18 protein-coding genes are annotated in these 18,971 nt (G+C 71.8%); 8 read left to right on the top strand and 10 right to left on the bottom strand.

Going from position 1 to position 18,971, the window contains the following annotated elements; genetic code table 11:
• The first annotated feature begins 76 nt into the window (after positions 1-76).
• Entirely contained in the window at positions 77-568 is a 492-nt protein-coding gene (gene paaD / locus KXC43_RS37850; RefSeq protein WP_438870939.1) for a 1,2-phenylacetyl-CoA epoxidase subunit PaaD, read from the top strand.
• A gap of 1 nt (position 569) precedes the next feature.
• Complete coding sequence (gene paaE, locus KXC43_RS37845; RefSeq protein ID WP_221381039.1) at positions 570-1,619, top strand: 1,2-phenylacetyl-CoA epoxidase subunit PaaE; 1,050 nt, start codon at positions 570-572, stop codon at positions 1,617-1,619.
• Here the strand turns inward: paaE and KXC43_RS37840 are convergent.
• From KXC43_RS37840 to KXC43_RS37830, 3 genes are all read right to left on the bottom strand, one after another.
• Positions 1,616-2,215, bottom strand: coding sequence for a class I SAM-dependent methyltransferase (locus KXC43_RS37840; protein ID WP_221381038.1), 600 nt, complete (start codon positions 2,213-2,215; stop codon positions 1,616-1,618). The two genes, paaE and KXC43_RS37840, sit on opposite strands and share 4 nt — an antisense overlap.
• A gap of 63 nt (positions 2,216-2,278) precedes the next feature.
• On the bottom strand, positions 2,279-2,986 hold the full coding sequence (locus KXC43_RS37835) for a TIGR03089 family protein (protein WP_221381037.1): 708 nt from the start codon (positions 2,984-2,986) through the stop codon (positions 2,279-2,281).
• 9 nt (positions 2,987-2,995) lie between these two features.
• Complete coding sequence (locus tag KXC43_RS37830; RefSeq protein WP_221381036.1) at positions 2,996-3,274, bottom strand: peptidoglycan-binding protein; 279 nt, start codon at positions 3,272-3,274, stop codon at positions 2,996-2,998.
• Positions 3,275-3,498: 224 nt separating this feature from the next.
• Between KXC43_RS37830 and KXC43_RS37825 the strand changes: the two genes are divergently transcribed.
• Together KXC43_RS37825 and KXC43_RS37820 are read left to right on the top strand one after the other, a co-directional pair.
• Positions 3,499-4,386, top strand: a complete 888-nt coding sequence (locus tag KXC43_RS37825; protein ID WP_221381035.1) for a S1C family serine protease — start codon at positions 3,499-3,501, stop codon at positions 4,384-4,386.
• A gap of 57 nt (positions 4,387-4,443) precedes the next feature.
• A complete protein-coding gene (locus tag KXC43_RS37820; RefSeq protein WP_221381034.1) occupies positions 4,444-5,421 on the top strand; it encodes a hypothetical protein in 978 nt (325 codons plus the stop codon).
• A gap of 49 nt (positions 5,422-5,470) precedes the next feature.
• Here the strand turns inward: KXC43_RS37820 and KXC43_RS37815 are convergent, their stop codons facing one another.
• The 3 genes from KXC43_RS37815 to KXC43_RS37805 all read right to left on the bottom strand — a co-directional run bounded on the left by KXC43_RS37815 (position 5,471) and on the right by KXC43_RS37805 (position 11,002).
• Positions 5,471-8,956, bottom strand: coding sequence for an ATP-binding cassette domain-containing protein (locus KXC43_RS37815; protein ID WP_221381033.1), 3,486 nt, complete (start codon positions 8,954-8,956; stop codon positions 5,471-5,473).
• 166 nt (positions 8,957-9,122) lie between these two features.
• Positions 9,123-10,307: a metallophosphoesterase gene (locus tag KXC43_RS37810; RefSeq protein WP_221381032.1), complete on the bottom strand. Its 1,185-nt coding sequence runs from the start codon at positions 10,305-10,307 to the stop codon at positions 9,123-9,125.
• Between the two features lie 8 nt (positions 10,308-10,315).
• Positions 10,316-11,002: a nucleoside/nucleotide kinase family protein gene (locus tag KXC43_RS37805; RefSeq protein ID WP_221381031.1), complete on the bottom strand. Its 687-nt coding sequence runs from the start codon at positions 11,000-11,002 to the stop codon at positions 10,316-10,318.
• An 87-nt stretch (positions 11,003-11,089) separates the two neighbouring features.
• On the opposite strand from KXC43_RS37805, the gene KXC43_RS37800 reads away from it, so the two are divergent.
• Entirely contained in the window at positions 11,090-11,731 is a 642-nt protein-coding gene (locus KXC43_RS37800; protein WP_255645522.1) for a ScyD/ScyE family protein, read from the top strand.
• On the opposite strand, the gene KXC43_RS37795 is transcribed toward KXC43_RS37800, so the two are convergent.
• Together KXC43_RS37795 and KXC43_RS37790 are read right to left on the bottom strand one after the other, a co-directional pair.
• Positions 11,728-12,333, bottom strand: coding sequence for a hypothetical protein (locus tag KXC43_RS37795; protein WP_308129439.1), 606 nt, complete (start codon positions 12,331-12,333; stop codon positions 11,728-11,730). The genes KXC43_RS37800 and KXC43_RS37795 overlap by 4 nt on opposite strands.
• 118 nt (positions 12,334-12,451) lie before the next feature.
• Complete coding sequence (locus KXC43_RS37790) at positions 12,452-12,685, bottom strand: hypothetical protein (RefSeq protein ID WP_221381028.1); 234 nt, start codon at positions 12,683-12,685, stop codon at positions 12,452-12,454.
• 159 nt (positions 12,686-12,844) lie between these two features.
• On the opposite strand from KXC43_RS37790, the gene KXC43_RS37785 reads away from it, so the two are divergent.
• From KXC43_RS37785 to KXC43_RS37775, 3 genes are read left to right on the top strand one after another with little or no spacing between them, the layout of a single operon-like run.
• The gene (locus KXC43_RS37785) at positions 12,845-13,657 is read left to right on the top strand and encodes a polysaccharide deacetylase family protein (RefSeq protein WP_221381027.1); all 813 of its coding nucleotides are present in this window, start codon (positions 12,845-12,847) and stop codon (positions 13,655-13,657) included.
• Positions 13,654-14,655: a glycoside hydrolase family 26 protein gene (locus KXC43_RS37780; protein ID WP_221381026.1), complete on the top strand. Its 1,002-nt coding sequence runs from the start codon at positions 13,654-13,656 to the stop codon at positions 14,653-14,655. The genes KXC43_RS37785 and KXC43_RS37780 overlap by 4 nt, the downstream gene beginning before the upstream one ends.
• Entirely contained in the window at positions 14,652-16,037 is a 1,386-nt protein-coding gene (locus KXC43_RS37775) for a right-handed parallel beta-helix repeat-containing protein (protein WP_221381025.1), read from the top strand. The genes KXC43_RS37780 and KXC43_RS37775 overlap by 4 nt, the downstream gene beginning before the upstream one ends.
• A 24-nt stretch (positions 16,038-16,061) precedes the next feature.
• Here the strand turns inward: KXC43_RS37775 and KXC43_RS37770 are convergent, their stop codons facing one another.
• Both KXC43_RS37770 and KXC43_RS37765 read right to left on the bottom strand, forming a co-directional pair.
• Positions 16,062-16,430, bottom strand: coding sequence for a hypothetical protein (locus tag KXC43_RS37770; protein ID WP_221381024.1), 369 nt, complete (start codon positions 16,428-16,430; stop codon positions 16,062-16,064).
• Positions 16,431-16,498: 68 nt separating this feature from the next.
• A complete protein-coding gene (locus KXC43_RS37765) occupies positions 16,499-18,940 on the bottom strand; it encodes a hypothetical protein (RefSeq protein WP_221381023.1) in 2,442 nt (813 codons plus the stop codon).
• Positions 18,941-18,971: the final 31 nt, after the last annotated feature.

The raw sequence follows: 18,971 nt of genomic DNA, 5'->3' as shown, positions 1-18,971 counted from the left end.
CGCGATGGTGAGCACCGCCGAGTCCCAGGGGCTGGGCGGCGTGGTGAGCGCGGCCGAGTCCCAGGGGCCGGCCGGCGTGGTGAGCGCGGCCGAGGTGGCGGCGACGGTCACCGATCCCGAGCTGCCCATGGTCACGCTGGCCGAGCTGGGGATCCTGCGCGAGGTGCGGCAGACCGGCGACGGTGTCGAGGTGACGATCACGCCGACCTACTCGGGGTGCCCGGCCATGGAGGCGATCCGTGCGGACCTGCTTCGGGCGCTGCGCCGGGCCGGTTACGAGAACGCGGGCGTGCGCACGCAGCTGGCGCCGGCCTGGACCACCGACTGGATCTCGGCTGAAGGCAGGGCCAAGCTGGCCGCGGCCGGCATCTCGCCGCCCGGTCCGGCGCCCCGGCGCGCTGCCGGACCGGTGCCACTCAGACTCGGCGCCCGCGAGGAGCCGATCGCCTGCCCGCGTTGCGGCGAGCGGCAGACGGAGCGGCTGGCCGCGTTCGGCGCGACCGCCTGCCGGGAGTTGCGACGGTGCCCGGCTTGCCGGGAGCCCTTCGAGCACGTGAAGGAGATCTGACGTGCGGGATTTCCACGCGCTCCGCGTCGCCGACGTCGAGCGGCTCTGCCCCGACGCGGTCGCGGTGACCTTCGACGTTCCTGACGACCTCGCCGGCGTCTACGACTTCCGGCCGGGGCAGTCGCTCACCGTGCGGCGGCCCGGCGACTTGCGGGACGAGCGCCGGTCGTACTCGATCTGCGCCCCGGCCGGCGCCCGGCCCCGGATCGGCGTGCGCGAGGTGCCCGGTGGGCTGGTCTCGGGGTGGCTGGTGCACGAGCTGCGAGTGGGCGACGCGGTCGAGGTCGCGCCGCCGTCCGGCACGTTCACGCCCGACCTGGAGGCGGGCGGGCGGCACGTCATGATCGCGGCCGGCTCGGGGATCACGCCGGTGCTGTCGATCGCGACGTCGCTGCTGCGCAACCCGAAGGCCCAGGTCGCGGTGCTCTACGGCAACCGGCGGGCCGACACGGTGATGTTCGCCGAGGAGCTCGCCGACCTGAAGGACAGCCACCCGTCCCGGCTCGAGCTGGTGCACCTGCTGTCGCGCGAGGCCCGCGAGGTCGATCTGCTCAGTGGGCGGCTCGACGGGGCCAAGTTGCGCACCCTGCTGCCGATGTTGCTCGACGTGCCGGCCGTCGAGCACTGGTGGCTGTGCGGACCGTACGGGATGGTCGTCGACGCCACCGAGGTGCTCGGGGAGGCCGGGGTCGCGCCCGAACGGATCCACCGCGAGCTGTTCTGGGTCGATGAGGCGCCGCCGGAACCCGTACGGGAAACCGGTGTTCCGACCGAGGGCAGCGAAGTGACCGTGCTGCTCGACGGCCGGTCGACCACCGTCACCGTGGCCGTGGGCGCCACCGTGCTCGAGGGCGCCCAGCGGTCCCGGCCCGACCTGCCGTTCGCCTGCAAGGGCGGCGTCTGCGGCACCTGCCGGGCCCGGGTGGTCGACGGCGAGGTGACCATGCGGCGCAACTTCGCGCTGGAACCGGCCGAGGTGGCCGCCGGGTTCGTCCTGACCTGCCAGACGATCCCGGCGTCGGCCGCGGTGACGGTGACGTTCGACGACTAGCTCGTGCGGGCCAGGGCGAAGATCTGGCTCTCCTCGGGGCCGTCGGCCGGGGTGAACGAGACCGTCTCGATGCTGACCACGGTGAAGCCGTGCGCCTCGAGCACGGCTGAAAGGTCGTCCTGCAGGTAGCCGGAAACGGTCACCGGCATGCCCATGAAGTCGAACGGCAGGCTGTCGCCGTCGAAGTTGACCATGCCGAGGGCGAGGTAGCCGCCGGGCTTCAACCAGCCCCGGGCCTTGTCGAGGGTGCGCTCGATGTCGGCCTTGCTCAGCATCAGCAGCGAGAAGAACGCGGTCACGGCCTCGAACTGACCGAAGTCGTCGGCCAGGCGGGTGAAGTCGGCGTGCACGAACTCGGCCGCCGGCACCTGCTCGCGGGCCAGGCGCAGCATTCCCTCGGAGACGTCCACGCCCACGACCCGATGGTCCGAACCGGTCAGAATCTGGGCGGTCGGCACCCCCGTCCCGCAGCCGAGGTCGAGCACCGACGTGCCGGCCGGGAGCAGGACGGCGATCCGTTCGATCAGCGCGGCCTGAAAGGGATTGTGGCTGTGTTCGCCCTGGTACTGCTCGGCGAGTTGATCGAAAACCTCCATGCGCGGCAGGCTACCGGGCGCACGCGTCGATCTCCATGAGGTGATCGTCCGCAGTGGACGAGCTCAACGGAGGACTACCGTGACGCGCTCCTTGGCGATCCGCTCGTCGAGGCGGGACGGGTCGAGGTTCGCGCAGAGGACGATCGAGGCGCCGGCGGTGAGCGGGGCGAGCAGCCAGATCAACGGCTGTTCCTGCAGCGCCGTGTCGATCAGCACGCGGTCGCCGGCCCGGGTGCCGTTGTGCTCGGCGACGCCGGCCGCCGTCCGGGCGTACTCCTGGTAGGTCGTGCCGTCGGAGACCGCGGGGCGAAGCTCGTCGACGGTGTGGTGCGGCGGGTGGGTGCCGAGGTAGGGGCGCAGCGCCGTGGTGTAGTCGTGGTAACCCGCCGGCACCTCGCCCGTGGCGGCGCCGTGCGGGGCCAGGCCGAGCACGAACTGGTGCCGGCCGGCGGGAACCTCGTCGAGCCAGTTGCCGATGCGGCGGTGTTCCACGAAGGTCACGTCGAGCGGTTCACCGGCGGACTCCAGGCCCGCCGTCGCCCAGCCCCGGATCGAGAGCTCGAGACCGGCCGACCAACTTCCCAGCAGGACGGCCGCCGTCTGCCAGTGCGGCGGCAGCAGCACCGCCGCGGTGCGGCCCGGGCCCAGCCCGCAGTGGTCGGTGAGCAGCGCGGTCGTCGCCGCCGTCCATCCGCCGAGCTCGCCCGCCGTGAGGCCGAACCGCTCGCCGGTCGCGTCGTCGTAGTAGGTGATCAGGTCGGACGCCGTCATCCTCAGACTCTAGGCGGCGAAGTCGAGCCGCCACGCCCGCCGCTCCGCCGCGTACCTGGTCAAGAGGTGAACAGTGCGTGGCCCGGCCACGCCGTCGGTCTGCAGGCCGACCCGGGCCTGGAAGACCCGGACAGCCTCGGTGAGATCATCGCCGGGGGAGCCGGCCGGCATGCCGACCTCGGCCAGCAGTTCGCGGATGCAGGCCGGGTCGGGCGGCGGCGGAGCGTTCCAGCCGATCACGCCGCCGACCGCGGAACCGACCACCGTGAGCATTCCTCGTGCCGACATCTGGTGCCTCCTGCTGGTTGAGGGGATGACTCCAGCATCCGGGCGCTGCCTGTGCGGGGCATCGGACCCGCGTTCGAAGAAACCCCTAGGCCGCTGCGACTTTCGGCCTAGGGGGCGGTCCCGGGGTGATCCGGCGCGTACAGCCAACCCACAGACGACTCACCGGTGGCCGACAAGGTTCGGGGTCACTGTTGGCTCATCAGCCAACGAAGCGAGGCGTTGCCATGACCGACCTGATGACCCGGCCCACCCACGACCAGCACGACCAGGTGACGCCGCCGCCGTTCGTGCCGCCCCCGGGCGGGTCCGGTGATCGCCGGTGGCCGCGCCGGGTCGCCGGTGGGGCCGCCGTGCTCGCCTTGATCGCCGCCGGCGGCACCGCGGGCGGCGTGGTCGCCGAGCGCTACCTGATCGACCACCCGGCCGCCGCCACCGTTCCGACGGCCGCGGCCGCAGCGGCCACCGTCACCGAGGGCGACGACCTGGCCGCCGTCGTCAAGCAGGTGCAGCCGAGCGTGGTCACCGTGCTCGTCGACACCGCCCGATCCTCGTCGCTGGGCTCGGGCGTGGTGCTCGCCGCCGACGGGCTCGTCCTGACCAACAACCACGTCATCGAGGGTGGTGGCACGGTCAGCGTGCGGCTCTCGTCCGGGCAGACCGTACCGGCCCGGGTGGTCGCGACCGACACCACCCACGACCTGGCCCTGGTGCAGGCGACCGGGCTGTCGGGCCTGACCCCGGTCACGTTCGGCACCGACGACAGCGTCGCCGTGGGTGACACCGTACTGGCCTTCGGGGCGCCGCTGGGCCTCGAGAACACGGTCACCTCGGGCGTCGTCTCGGCCGTCGACCGCAGCATTGACACGGCCACCGAGTCGGCTACCGGTGGCGGCAGCGAGCAGCTCGGCGGCCTCCTGCAGACCGACGCCGCCATCAACCAGGGCAACTCGGGCGGCGCGCTGGTCGACCTGTCCGGTCATGTGGTCGGCATCAACGTCGCGATCGCCACCGCGAGCGAGTCCGACTCGGGCAGCATCGGGGTCGGCTTCGCCATCCCGGCCGACACCGTCGTGGCCGCCGTGAAGCAGATGGAGTCCCGGCTTTCTTCTTGATCCAAATGTGGCCGATCGGGGCTGCCGCGCCCGGGGGCCGGACCGTACGGTGCGTCCGTGACTTCGCCCGTGCCCGTCCGGCCCACAGTGGTCGGTGTCGCCTTCTGGTTCCAGGTGACGCTGGTGGGACTTCTGCTGCTCACCGTCGGAGTGCTGATCGCCGACGCGATCCACTACGACGGGCTGATCGATCAGGCCGCGCGGGTGAGCGGCGCCGATGAGTGGGAAGTGTCCGCCGAACGCGACAGCAGCCTGGGGTTCACGCTGTTGTTCGGCCTGCCGTTACTGGTGCTGACGGTGTGGCTCGGAGCGACCTTGACGTTCGTGGGCCGGGGCAGCAACGTCGCTCGCATCCTGACCTGGGTCGGGCTGTCGGCGCCGGTGGCCCTGTGCCTGGTGTCGTGCCTGCTCGGCGGGTTCGTGGGCGCCATCGGGGTGGTCGCCTTCAGCTCGCTCGGCGAGCCGATCGAAGGCGACGACGGCGAGATCGTGCTCGAGCAGGAGTGGCGGGACGACGGTTTCTACGGCCGCCTCTACGACCTCGACAGCGGGGGGTGGTCGCTCGTCTACGACGCGGTCCTGGCGTTCGCGGCGCCGTCGGCGGCACTGCTGGCGGTCGCGATCATCGTGCTGCTGGCGACCAGGCAGGCCGGCCGCTACTTCCGGCCCGATCAAGGTCAACGACTCATTCCGTACGCGGGTCCGGCGCTCTACGCTCCGGCCGGAGCGCAGCCGTTCCACCCACCCGCCCCGATGTTTCACTACCCGCTCGGCCCGGCGGGCGCGGCCTATCCGGCCCCGCCGCACCACCACCCCTGGGCCCCGCCCGCCACGTACCCGCCCGGCCCGCAACAAGGCTTCCCGCCACCGCAGCACCCGTGGGCGCCGCCGCCCGCAGTGCCGCCGCCCGGCCCGTGGGCGCCGCCGGCCGCGTGGGCGCCGCCCACCGCGCAGCCGCCCGCCCCACCGGCGCCACCTGCGGCACAGCAGCCCGGCCCGCCGGTCGAGCCCTCGCCGCCCCCGCCGGGCGAATGAGCCGCTGAGGTCGGAGTGGACCCCCGCCCACTCCGGCCTCAGCTCACTCTCACCCCGCCAGGTGGCCCCAGCGGTCCTCCAGCTCGTGCCACGAGCCCTGGTCCTCCACCTTGCCCGCGATCAGCACCACCACGCGGTCGGCCTGGCTCAGCGCCGCCCGCTTCGACGTGGACCCGACGACCGTGACGCCGTGGGCGCGCAGGGCCCGCCACAACTCCAGCTCCGTCGTCACGTCGAGCGCCGACGAGACGTCGTCCGCGATCAGCAGCTCCGTCCGGGGCGCCAGCGCCCGGGCCAGCGCGAGCCGCTGCAGCTGGCCGCCCGAGAGCCGGGTGCCCTTGTGCCCGATGAGCAGCTGCAGGCCGCCACCGGCCGCGGCCAGGTCGTGTTCCAGCTGGGCCGTCGACACCGCGTCCGCCGCGTCCACCTCGTGCCCCAGCTGGATGTTGTCGGCGACCGTGCCGGAGAGCACGCGCGGCAGCTGGGCGACGTAGCCCACCTGGTTGGGCCGCAGGAAGACCTCCGGCTCGTCGACCGGTTCGCCGTTCCAGCGCAGCTCGCCGGTGTGGTGCACGATCCCCGCGAGGGCGCGCAGCAGCGACGACTTGCCGGCGCCGACCGGCCCGACCACCAGCACGAGCTGACCGCGTTCGACCGTGAGGTCGACGTCCTGCGCGCCGACCGTGCCGTTCTCGTGGACGGCGCTGAAGTGGCGCAGCTCCAACGTCCGCAGCGGGTTGCGCGGAGCGCTCGGCGGCGCCGGCGCCGTGCCGGTCGACAGGTCGACGCCGGCGACGTCCGACGAGTACTCGGACGTGCCGGTCATGGCTACCGTCCGCCTCGTCCAGACCCGCGCCGACGGGAACTGCGAGACCAGCGACGCCGTGGTCCAGGCGAACCAACGGGCCGCGCCGAGCGTAGCCACCGCGATGAGGGTGGCCGCGGCCGACAGGCTCCCGGCCAGGTAGAGGCCCCAGGCCGCGATCGGCAGCAGGCCGCTGGCGATCGACGGCGTCGAGCGCGCCCACACCTGGATGGCGATCTCGCGGCGCTGCAACTCGCTGCGGGCGCCGTCGAGGCGGGCCAGGTGGGCCAGCACCGGCTTGGTGGCGCCGGCCAGCTTGACCGTACGGGCGGCCGACAGCGACGACACCAGGGCGGTGGCGAACGCGGCCCGGGCCGCGACCGTGCGGCGGGCCGCCCGCTCGAGCCGCGGCCCGAACAGGGTGGCGGCCAGTCCGCTGACGACCATCGTGCCCAGGAAGAACAGAGCGGGCACGATCGACCCCGACGCCCACGTCATCGCCACGATCAGCACCAGGCTGGTCGCGTTGTCGATCAGGTTGTCGGCCAGCATGACCACCCGCTCGGTGTCGCCGCCCTGGGCCACGACCTCGGCCGGCGTGTGCTTGCTGACCCGGCGCGGGCCGATCTGGCCGTGCACCAGGCGCAGGCTGATCCGCAGCATCTGCCGGACCCACCACTCCGGGAACCAGGCGCCCGTGTAGTAGAGCGTCGGGATCGCGACGATGAGACCGACCGCGATGCCCACCGCCGGATAGAGCGGGCTGCCCAGCCCGTCGACCACGTTGGCCCAGAGCAGCGGCAGGATCGCGCCGTCCAGGCCCAGCAGCACGAGCACGACGAAGAGGCTGACCGCGCCCCAGCCGTACCGTTTGTCGTTCAGGGTCAGCTGCACGATCTCGCGCATGGTGCGGGTCGGCGGCTCCTCCGGCAGCGGCGGCGGGTCGACCGGCGGCAGCTTGTTGGCCAGCGCCTCGGCGCCCAGCTCGACCTGCGCGGCGGTGTCCCAGTCGCGTTCCCGCTCCTCGACGAGCAGGGTGCCGCCGCCGGCTGCGGCGGGCACGGCCAGGGCGCTGCTCGCCATCAGCTCGGCGAAGCGCCGCGACTCGCGCAGCGGACCGGACTCGAGCACCTCGCCGTCGGCCAGCACGACCACCTCGTCGCAGCGCTGCACCGACGACAGCCGGTGGGCGACGATCACGCCGATACGCCCGGTGAGCAGCCGGTCGGTGGCGCGCTGGACCCACGACTCGGTGACCGGGTCCATCCGCGCGGTGGCCTCGTCGAGGATCACCACCTGGGGGTCGCGCACCAGGATGCGGGCGAACGCGACGAGCTGTTCCTGACCGGCCGACAGCTTGTAGCCGCCCTCGCCCAGCTTGGTGTCGAGGCCTTCGGGCAGGCTGGCGGCCCACGCCGTCAGGCCCAGCTCGTCGAGCGCGGTCGCGGCCTTTCCCAGCAGCTCGGGATCGAACAGGGCGATGTTCTCGGACAGGGTGCCGGCGAGGATCTCCGTACGCTGCGGGACGATCGCCGTCCAGCGGCGCAGCTCCTCGACTGCCATGTCGTTGAGGTCGACGCCGCCCAGGAACACCGTGCCCCGGGGCACCTCGACGGCTCGGGTCAGCACCTTGGCCAGCGTCGACTTGCCCGATCCGGTCCGGCCGATCAGCGCGTACGAGCGACCGCGGGCGAAGGTCAGGTTGACGTCACGGAGCGCCGGCGGCCGGCCGCTGTCCGACTCGCTGTACCGGAAGGTCAGATTCCGCACGGCGAGGTCGCCGCTGACCGGGGCCACGCCCTCGGTCGGTTCCTGCGGAACGTCCTGCAGCATCTGCACGCGGCTCCACGCGCCCAGCGCGTTCTGCAGCTCGGGCACCATGCGGGTGACGTGTTCGAGCGTGCCGCCGAAGCCGAGCGCGAGCAGCCACACGGCAGTCAGGCGAGCGCCGTCGATGTGCCCGTTGATCAGGGCCCAGGCGCCGACGACGACCAGGACGGCGATCAGCGTGCGGGTGATCGCGCCGGCCCCCAGGGTGATGCGCGCCGACGAGCGCCACACCAGGCGCCCCCGTCGCAGCACCTCGGCCGCCCGCTGGGCGTAGAGCCGGCGCACGTACGGCGCGGCCAGGCTCGTGCGCACGTCGTCCTGCCCGTGGATGGATTCCTCCATGACCGCGGCCAGGTCGGACCAGGACTCCTCCTCCGAGATCCGCAGCGGGGAGATGCGCTGGATCGGCTTGTTCATCGTGACGTAGAGCAGGATCGACACCAGCACCATGCCGATGCCGGCCGGCCACCACACGAAGAACGCGGTCACGATCGAGAAGACCGCCACCGCCACCGACTGGGCGATCCGCACGCCACTGCCGCGGAGCTGGGAGCCGACCTCGTACACGTCGGAGTCGATGCGGTCGAGCAGCTCACCGACCGGCGTGTTCTCGAGCGTCGGGAGGTCCTGCCCGAAGGCGACCCGGTTGAGCCCGCGCCGCACCTTGGCTGCCCAGTCGGCTGTCAGCCGGGCGGTGACCAGCCCGACGAAGACGTCGCTGAGCACGGACGCGACGAGCGCGGCGGCCAGCACGGTGAACAACGGCATGGACCGGTTGACGAGAACCTGCCCGGCCAGCGCCAGCGCTCCCGCCGACCCCGCTGCGCCGAGCAGGATGAGAGCCATCGCGAGGGCCGATCGGCTCCTCGAGGTGGCCCACAGATCGCGAAGCAGGCGCATTGAACCAGTCCTCTGGTCGGGGTGGGGGAGGCGGTCTTCCCATCCTCATCGCCAACCCGAAGGTCTTCAACGCAATTACGGGCCCGACCACCATGGCGCCCGTCACCATGGCCGTTCGCGCGAGATCTTCCGGTCGCAGACGGCGCGCCCGGAACTCCGCGACCCGTCAGCCCGCGCGCAGCGTCAGCAGCGTGATCTCGCTCGGCGCGAAGATCCGGAACGGCGGCCCCCAGAACCCCGTGCCCCGGCTGGTGTAGAGCTGGGTGCGCTCCGAGTGCCGCGACAACCCCTGCAACGACGGCTGGTCGGTGAGGACCAGGTAGTGGAAGGGCCACATCTGCCCGCCGTGCGTGTGCCCGGAGATCTGCAGGTCGATCCCGTGCGCCACCGCCCCCGCGATCTGGGCCGGTTGGTGTGCCAGCAGCAGCACCGGCAGCGACTGGTCGGCGCCGGCCAGCGCGGCCTCGTGGTCGGCATGGTGGCCCGGCACGCCCGACCCGGCCGCAGTCCGGTCGTCGACCCCCGCGACCACCAGCGAGTCGCCGCCCCGCGACACCACCACGTGGCGGTTGTGCAGGGCCTCCCAGCCCAGCGACGCCATGTGCTCGACCCAGCGCTGGGCTCCGCTGAAGTATTCGTGGTTGCCCGTCACGTAGACGCGGGCCATCGACGCCCGGATGTCGCCGAGCGGCGCCGCCTGGCTGCGGCGCTGGGCCACCTCGCCGTCGGCGATGTCGCCGGTGTGGGCCACCACGTCGGCGTCGAGCGTGTTGACCACCTCGGTCACCCGGCGGGACCAGCGCGACCGTTCGATCGGCCCGTAGTGGGTGTCGGTCAGCAGCACGAGCCGCAAGCCGTCGAGCCCGCGGCCGAGCCGGGGAATCGCCACCTCGACCCGGCGTACCCGGGGAACGCGCCTGGCCTCCGTGTAGCCCCAGAGAAGCAGGACCAGCGCGACCACCAGGATGGCCACGGTGGCGATGCGGTAGCGGGCCGGGCCGTCGACCCCCGAGGCCCAGAGGACCCCGGTCAGGATCTGGCCGAGCAGCGACCACACGAACAGCTGCCAGATGACGCCGAGCGTCGTGTCGGCGATGACGGCCGGGCCGTCGCGGTGGTGGCGGCCGTGGCCCGAGAACATCAGCAGCGGGAACGCCACCAGCACGGCGACGAAGACGATTGTGCCGATCACGCGCACCGGGAGCGGCCACGCGTTGCCCGAGAAGAGCAGCAGGAACCACGGCACGCCGAACAGCAGCAGCAACACCGCGATCAGGATCAGCGCAAAGCGGATCGCGCGGCCCGGCCGGCGGCGGCTCGGCTCGGTCTCGACTGTTTCACCCACGGACACGGGTTGAACTATGCACCCCGCGGCGGCGGCGCGCCCACCCGGTGGATGACCGACGCCGGCACGACGAGGTCGGCCTGCTCGCGGGTGGCGGCGATCAGCACGGCGTTGTGCTCGTCGGTGCCCGTGGCCCAGGCCACCGCGGCCGTCTCGTCCTTGCCGAAGCGCACATGCCGGTCGATCAGCCGGCGCAGGCGTTCCGGCTGGTCGAGGTCGGCGTACCAGACCTCGGCCAGCAACGACCGCACCGCGCTCCACGGGCCGGGCAGCAACAGGTAGTTCCCCTCGCTGACGATCAGCCGGGCCGCGCGCCCGATCGGGATGGCCCCGGCGATCGGCTGCTCGAGGGTCCGCTCGAAGCCGGGCGCATAGATCACGTCGTCCTGGTCGTCGCGCAGCCGGCGCAGCAGGGCCGCGTAGCCGAGGGCGTCGAAGGTGTCCGGTGCGCCCTTGCGCTCCCGGCGGCCGAGGCGCTCGAGTTCGGCGTCGGCCAGGTGGAAGCCGTCCATCGGCACGTGCGCCACCCACGCCCCGGCGGTCAGCCCCGTCGGCGGCGCCGGGGCGAGCGCGGCGACGAGCTGCTCGGCCAGCGTGGTCTTGCCCGCGGCGGGCGGTCCGGCGATGCCGAGCACGGCCCGCTGCCCGCCGCTGACGAGGGACCGGGCCCGGCGCACGAGGTCGTCGAACGTGAGCGTCATGGCCGTCACCGTATCGGCGGTCGGATCGAGGACTGACATCCCCCGGCCCGGGCCCTATAACGGTGGCACGGGGGGATTCACATGTTCATGGCTTCATTGCTGGTCGCTGCCCTGCTGGGCGCTCCGGCCGGGCCACCCGACCCGGGTGTGTCGGCCGGTCCTTTCGATGCCGCGGTCGACCGCCGGGGCCGGGTCTACGTGACCGAGGGGGACACGTTGGTCCGGCTGATGCCACGCGGACGGCGGTCCACGGTGGCGTCGTTCCCGAGCCGGTTGGTGCCGGCTCCGGAGCGGCTGCCCGACGGCACGCCGCGCGGCACACCGGTGCGGATGCGGCCGGTGCCGACCGCGGTGGCCCAGGGGCCGGACGGCGCGTTCTACGTCGGCGAGCTGACGGGTTACCCGTTCCCGCCGGGCCGGGCGCGGGTGTGGCGGGTCGTGCCCGGCCGCCCGCCCGAGGTGTACGCCGGTGGCTTCACCGCGGTGACCGATCTGGCCTGGGGCCCGGGCGGCCTCTACGTGCTCGACCGCGCGCGCAACGGCCTGCACAGCGGCGACCGCGTCTGGGCCCTGCTGCGCGTGACCGGGCCCGGCCGGCACCGGGTCGTCGCCTCGGCCCGGCACACCACGCCGTCGGGCCTCACCATCCACGGCCGCTACGCGTACGTGACCGCCTGCCCGGACTGCCCGGCGACAGCCCGCGTACGCCGTATCGCCCTGAAGCCCTAAGCCGTCAGGCCGAGGCGCAGGCCGGCGACGCCGGCCGGGGAGAGCGGGCGGACCGTCGCCCGGGCGAGTTCCTCGCGCACCATGACGGGCAGCTCGTCGGCCAGCGTGCGCAGCCGGGGGTAGAGATCGAGCACGTCGCGGTGGGTCAGCGCGCCCACCCCGATCAGCAGGCCGTTGACCGCGCCCGGCGTGTGCGTCAGTTCGGCGCAGAGCTCGCGGCGCCACTTCGGGTCGTCGACGCGGGTGGCGAACTCGCGGGCGATCCGATTGCCGGCGGGCGAGTGCTCCTCGGGCGCGGCGTGGCGCCCGGCGCGGGCCGGTACCGGGGCGAGCCGGCACGCGATGCCCAACAGGCGTGCCAGTTCGGGCACGGTGAGCACGTCGAGCCCGGTCGCGCAGGTCTCGCAGAGGCGGTAGTAGGTGGCGGCGTGCACGAGGGTGGCCGGGCGCGGGCAGTCGCCGAGCGGGCCGCAGAGCCGGTCGAGGATTATCTCGGCCAGGGTGCCCTCGTGGTCGAACCGGCCGACGCCGAAATAGGCGGCCGGGGCGCTGCGATATCGGGTCAGCGCGATCCGGGCACTGGCGTAACCGTCGGAAGCCACGCTTATGCGAGGTAAGCCGCTCTCGGCCTGCAAGTGAATCAATCGGAACATATCCCGTCGCCCCCGGGTGCTGAAGAACCGTGGTCGCCCGGGGGTACGGGCGGGAAAGCTTGACGGTTCACTCATCGCGCGGTCCGGTCGGGAAACTCGAGATGCGGCCGGTGAGCCGGAACGAGTCGAAAGTGACCGCGTGCAGGGCGTAGATGGCCGCCGAGACGACCACGAACATGGTCGCGAGGACGGCGGCCAGCCCCGGATCGAGGGCTTGCCAGGCGGCGGGGACCAGCGTGGCCCCTAGCACGACGGCCGCCTGACAAGTAGCCTCCGCGCAGCGCAGCGGATCGAATGTCATAACCTCACTCTTCCGAGTGGAGATCCCAGCGCGCCTCTGCCCGGAGCGGGACTTCGCCTACGACTTTCGGCAGAGGGACAAAACGGAGAAACCCGCGACCAGCGCAAGGGTTCCACCTAGCGTGGAACCTCAGACCACCAGGCGTACGAGGACGACCGCGTGACCGTGACGACGAGGCCGGGCTGGAGCACCCTTCCGGCGCTCATGTACCACTCCGTGTCCGCCGTGGGCGGCCCGATGCGCGACCTCGCGGTGCCTCCGGCGCTGCTCAGGGAGCAGTTGCAGGCGCTCGCCGAGGCGGGCTACCGCCTGGTCGGCCTGACCGAGGCGCTCGACCGGCTGGCCGCCCGCAGCAGCGAGAAGCTGATCGCGGTCACGTTCGACGACGGCTACCGCGACTTCCTCACCGAGGGCGTGCCCGTGCTGAAGGAGACCGGAGCGGGCGCGACGCTCTACGCCTCGGTCGGTCACCTCGGTGGCACAGCGGGCTGGCTCGGCGAGTCGGCCCCCGACTTCGGGCCGATGCTGACCTGGGACGAGCTGGGCGAGGTGGCCGCCGCGGGCGTCGAGATCGGCAACCACAGCCTGATCCACCACCCGCTCGACGTGCTCCCGCCGGCTCAGCTGCGCGACGAGATCACCAGCAGCCACGAGCAGCTCGAGCAGCGCCTGCAGGTGAAGGTACGGTCCTTCGCCTACCCGCACGGGTACAACAGCCGTCGCGTACGTGACCTGGTGGCGTCCACCGGGTACGACAACGCCACCGAGGTCGGCCGCCGGCTGCACACCCCGGGGGAGAAGCGGCTCGCCGTCCCCCGGCTCCAGCCCACTCCCGACCACAGCGGCGCCGACCTGGTCGAGTTGGTCCAGCACGGCGAGCCCGGCCTGGCTCCCAAGGTCAAGCAGATCGCCCAGCCCGGCTGGCGCGTGGCCCGTAAGGTGGCCCGCACGTTCGGTCGTAACCTGACATGAGGCGCCGGAACCTGCTGGGCCTGAGCGCCCTCGCCGCTGCCGCCGTGCCGCTGGCCGGCTGCCAGAAGTACCGGTCGAACGACACCGTGCCGCCCGTCGTGTCGCACTCGCCCGTGCCGTCCACCGGCGAGCCGGCCGCGACCTCGGTCACCGAGGGCGGCGGAGCTGTGCCGTTCGAGAACGGCAAGGTCATGCTCGGGGCGTACGTCGACCTCAAGGGCCGGAGCGTGAGCTCGGGGATCGACCTGCGCCGCCGCCAGCTCGGGCGCCCGGAGCGCATCGTGCACCGCTACTTCTCGTGGACCGACAAGCTGCCGGTCTCGCTGGGGTACGTGTCGAACAAGAGCACGCTGATGATTTCGTGGCGCGGGCCCGAATACAAAGACGTCAATGACGGTTCGTCGGACAAACTCATCGCGCGGGCCGCACGGCGCATGGCCGACCGGAAAAAACCCACCCTGATGCGCTGGGCGTGGGACATGAACCGCGATTTCTACAAGTGGGGCGGACCGGCCAACAACAGGGACACCCACGGCTACATCCAGGCATTTCGCCGCATCCACCGGATCTTTGAGGAGGAGGGGGCGGACAACGTCTCGTGGGTCTGGAGCCCGAACTGGAATTCGCGCCCCAGTGAAGATTGGAACGCGTACAAGAACTATTATCCGGGTGATGAATACGTCGATTGGGCGGGCGTGTCGGGCTTCGCCCAGACGCAGTCGCCGGCTGAGATGTTCGACGAGTTCTACGAGACGTACGCGTCCCGGAAGCCCATCATGATCTCCGAGGTCTCGGTGATCGACCGCGGCGGCAGCACCAAGCCCGAGTGGATCGCCTCGCTGCACGAGTGGATCAAGGCGCACCCCGCGGTCGGCGCGGCGGTCTGGTTCGACACCGACACCCACCCGACCTCCCGCGAGAACTGGCGGATCGACTCGACGGCGGCGTCGCTGGCGGCCTACAAGGCGATGTCGAACGACCCGGTCTTCATCGGGTGACCGGAGCGCACCACCGGGCGAAGCGCAGCCATCGCGCTCCGGCCGGTTCCCGCCGCCGGTGGCTGGGCCTGGTCGTCGTGCTTCTGCTCGTCGGCACGGGCGCCGCCGGATACTTCAACTACTTCTACGAGTCCGCGCCCGACGTGGACAGAGCCGGCCCGGGCTACTGGGTGTCGACCCGCGGCGAGGACGACGCGGACGGCAGCCCCTCCAAGCCGTGGCGGACGATCGCGCACGCCGTGCAGGTGGCCCCGGCCGGCTCGAAGATCTTCGTACGCGAAGGCACCTACGCGCCCTTCACCGTGTCGCGGCCCGACCTGAGCGTCAGCAGCGCCCCGGGCGAGGAGGCGACCGTGGAGGGCGTGGCCGGGGTGCGCGACGGCGTGCTGGTGGCGGCCACCGGCACGACGATCGCCGACCTCACCGTCCGGGGGTGTGTGCCGAAGCCGAACGCCGACGTGAACGTCACCGGCGACCACGGCAGCGGCATCCGCGTGCACAAGACGAGCAAGGTGACCATCCGCGGCGTGACCGTGCGCGACAGCCACGGCGAGAACGCGGCCGGCAAGCCGGTGGGCTGCTACGGCATCCTCGTCACGGAGTCGCAGGACGTGCGGGTCACCGGCTCCGACGTGTTCCACAACGGCGGCGGCATCTCGATCAGCCGCGGCGGCAAGGGCGTGCTGGTCGACGGCAACGACGTGCACGACCAGGACCGGATCATCCAGAACACCGACCCGGACGACGACGACTTCGGCGGGTACGGGCTGTCAGCCACCTTCATCACGGCCCGGCCGGGCCCGGTGTTCCGCAACAACACCGTGCGCCGCAACTACGGGCCGTCCACCGACTACGGCGTCGACGGCGGCGGGATCGAGATCTACGACGCCGCCAACACCACGATCACCGGGAACACGTTCGAGACGAACGACGGCGTGATGGAGACCGGCACCGGCAACGGGGGCGGCTGCGCCAACAACGTCTTCAGCAACAACAAGGCGATCGGCGGTACCGGGCCCGAGGGCTTCGCGAACGACACCGGCCTGGTGCTGCGCTGCGCGGCCGGCCTGACGGTCAGCAACAACGTCTTCAGCGACATGTCGAAGTTCACGTTCCTGCTGGCGACCGGTAGCGACTTCGCGGGCAGCATCGAGGGCCTGAAGATCACCGGTAACACGGTGACCCGCAACGACAACGCGGCCGTCTACCGCCTCCAGATCGACGGCGGCGCCTCGCCCAACATGGTCATCGACCAGAACAAGTACGAGACCGGCGACAACCACTTCGGCATCCTCAACGGCAGCTTCACGGAGGCCTCGGTCACGTACGACCAGTGGGTGGCCCGCACCGGCTTCGACAAGGCCTCCACGCTCAAGCGCTGAGCCGGCCGTAGCTACGGACCAGAGCTACGGCGCTCTCCAGCCGGCGTCCTCGCAGGCCTGGGTGAGGGCGGTCGAGGCCGTACGCCAGGCGGCGTTGCCCTCGTCGGCGCTGCGCCCCAGTTCCATCGCCCTCGTGCGTACGGCATCGTTGTCGCTCTTGGCGGCCGAGGCCGTGACCTTGTCGGCCAGGGCCAGGCGGGTGGAGTCCGTGCGTGCCCGGGCCGAGCCGGCGGCGAAGTCGTCGCAGGCCACCACGGCCCCGTTGTCGAGCGAGCCGGCCTCCTGCTCGCCCGCGCCGTCGTCGGCGCGGTTCGCGGTCAGCAACGCGAACACGACCAGGACGACGATCACCACGATGACGATCTGCTTCTTGCCCAGCTTGAGCAGCTTCACAGTCTTCAGACTAAACGGACGAACGCCCGCCCGGGATGCCGGGCGGGCGTTCACTCATCGCCCAGTACTCAGTTGGCCGCCGGCGTCGCCGCGGCGCCGACCAGCTTGAAGATCGCCACTCCGGGTCCCTGGTAGAAGACCTGCCAGTTGGCCGACCCGCGCAGCGCCGCGTCGAGCGACTGCATCGCGTTGTCGTCGGCGGTGCCGAAGTAGTCGGTGTAGTCGTCCATCGCGTCGCTGACCACCAGGTAGTTGGTCGGGTAGTTCATCGCGCGGATGTACGTCTCGATGTCGGGCAGCCGGCTGCCGTTGATGTTGCCGGTGAACAGCGGGTCGCCGATCAGCGAGATGTCGACCGAGACGTGCCCCTTGTTGAACTCGCCGTAGTTGGCCTCGAGCTTCGTCGGGAAGTTCGGCGCCACCAGCACGAGGCCCGAGCCGGGCTCGGCGTTGGCGTAGAAGTACTGCGCCGCCTCGATGTCGGTCGCCCGCACCTGGTGCACCATCAGCTGGCCCTGCAGGCCCTGCAGACCGGCCAGCATGAGCACGGCCAGGAGCACGCCGGAGGCGAGCATCGCGGGCACCCCGCGCCGGCCCTTGCCGGCCCAGAGCACGCCGATCAGCAGGCCGACGAAGGGCATCGAGAACGCGAAGACCCGGTAGATCGCCTCGCCGCCGTAGTTGCCGGCGACCAGGGTCACCATCGGCAGGAAGCCGATCAGCGCGGGCACCAGCACCCGGCCCAGCCGCTTGCGGGTCAGGAAGACCGCGACCAGGGCGGTCAGCCACAGGCCGATGGCCAGGAACCGCGACACGGTGGCCGAGAACTCCTGCTCCGGCGTGTTCCAGCTGGCCGAGTTGCCCGAGGCGTTGGACAGCAGGTCGAAGCTGAACAGGCTGTACTGGCTGTTGACCGAGCCCAGCCGGGGCACGAAGAAGATCAGCATGATCGCGACCAGGCCGACCAGGAACACCCGGGGGCGCAGGATGCCCAGGATGGTGAGGGCGAACAGGGGCACCATCATCAGCACCGGGGTCAGCTGGTGCGAGACGACGATCGCGGCGAAGAGGCCGGCCGCGCCGAAGGCAGCCCAGCGACGCGTGCGCGGGTCGGTCTCGATGCCCTGCGGCATGCCCTGCACGGCCCAGGCGCGCAGCCGGCCGATGCGGCCCTTGGGCTCGGCCTTGATCGCGGGCGGGCCGATCAGCCAGCGGGTCACGACCACCCAGAACGCCAGCATGAGCGCGAACACCATCGCCTGCGGCGAGAAGTAGCCGATGTCGACCCACATGCAGGCCTGGAACAGCAGCACGGCCAGCGCGATGATCCGCCGGTCCTTGGTGAACTGGCGCAGCAGCGCGGCCACCATCAGCGAGGTGATGAGGGCGAACGTCAGCGACGACCAGGCCGCGAACGAGAGCCCGTCGACGGCGGAGACCTTCGAGAGCATGGCCACCGCGGCGAAGAAGCCGGGCCACTGCTGGTAGATGTCGCTGCCGCTGATCAGGCTGCTGTTGGCGTTGATCAGGTCGACGACGCCGATGTGCTTGTACGTCCAGGCGTACTCGATGGTGCCGTCCAGCAGCGGCACGGTGGCCTGCATGATGATCGGCACGACGATCAGGGTGGCCACGAGCACGAGCGGGCGGGCCCGGCCGAACAGCTCGACGGCGAAGCCGATGAACAGCAGCACGGCGCCGATGACGAACGGCACGCCGAGCGCGGCGCTGAAGCCGTAGAGGCCGACGTCGTCCGGGTCGAGCTGAGCCAGGGCCAGCGCCCAGAGGCCGACGCCGAGCACCAGGGTGACGAACGGGACGGCGCCCAGCACGACGCCGTTGTCCACAGTGTCGCGAGGCTTGCCGACCCGGCCCAGGATGAGTGGCACGCCCGAGCGGGTGAGGCGGGTGAACTGGACGATCGACCCGACCAGGGTGACCGCGCCGAGCGCGCCCAGCCAGGCTGTCGGCTCCCAGACCTTGGCCCACAGGGTGAGCACGGACAGCATGGTGACGACCGCGATGCTGCCGGCCACGGTCAGCGCCCAGGAGACCAGCCGGTTGCGCACGTTGGCCACCGACATGATGGCCGCACCGGGGCCGAGCAGGACGAACACCAGCTCGAGGAACAGGCTCAGCGGCCCGTTCGGCACGACCAGGCCCAGCAGGCCGACCACGGCCGCGAGGCCGCCGGCGAGGGCGAATTCGGGCCGATGGTCGGCGCCGGTCTCGGGCTCGGCCGCGGCCGGCTCGGCCAGGGCGGTCGAGCCGCCGGTGGTGGTGAGCACGGGGGCCGGCATGTAGCGGGTGTCCGACGAGTCGTCCGGGCCCACCGGGATCTTGACGGTCTTGTCGCCCACCTCGAGGCGGGTCGTGGCGTCCTTGTCGACGGTCGAGATCACCGCCGTGGCGTCCGGCGACGGGAAGGCTTCGCCGGCGGCGCCGACCACGATCCGGACGGTGGAGTCCGGCGCCGGCTGTTCCGGCGTATCGGCCGAGCGTTGCTGCATGGGTTGTGGGCCTCCGTGTACGTCGTGGCGC

The organism is Paractinoplanes polyasparticus, from assembly GCF_019710575.1.
Taxonomy (GTDB): domain Bacteria; phylum Actinomycetota; class Actinomycetes; order Mycobacteriales; family Micromonosporaceae; genus Actinoplanes; species Actinoplanes polyasparticus.
This window is presented reverse-complemented; position numbering and strand designations above follow the sequence as displayed.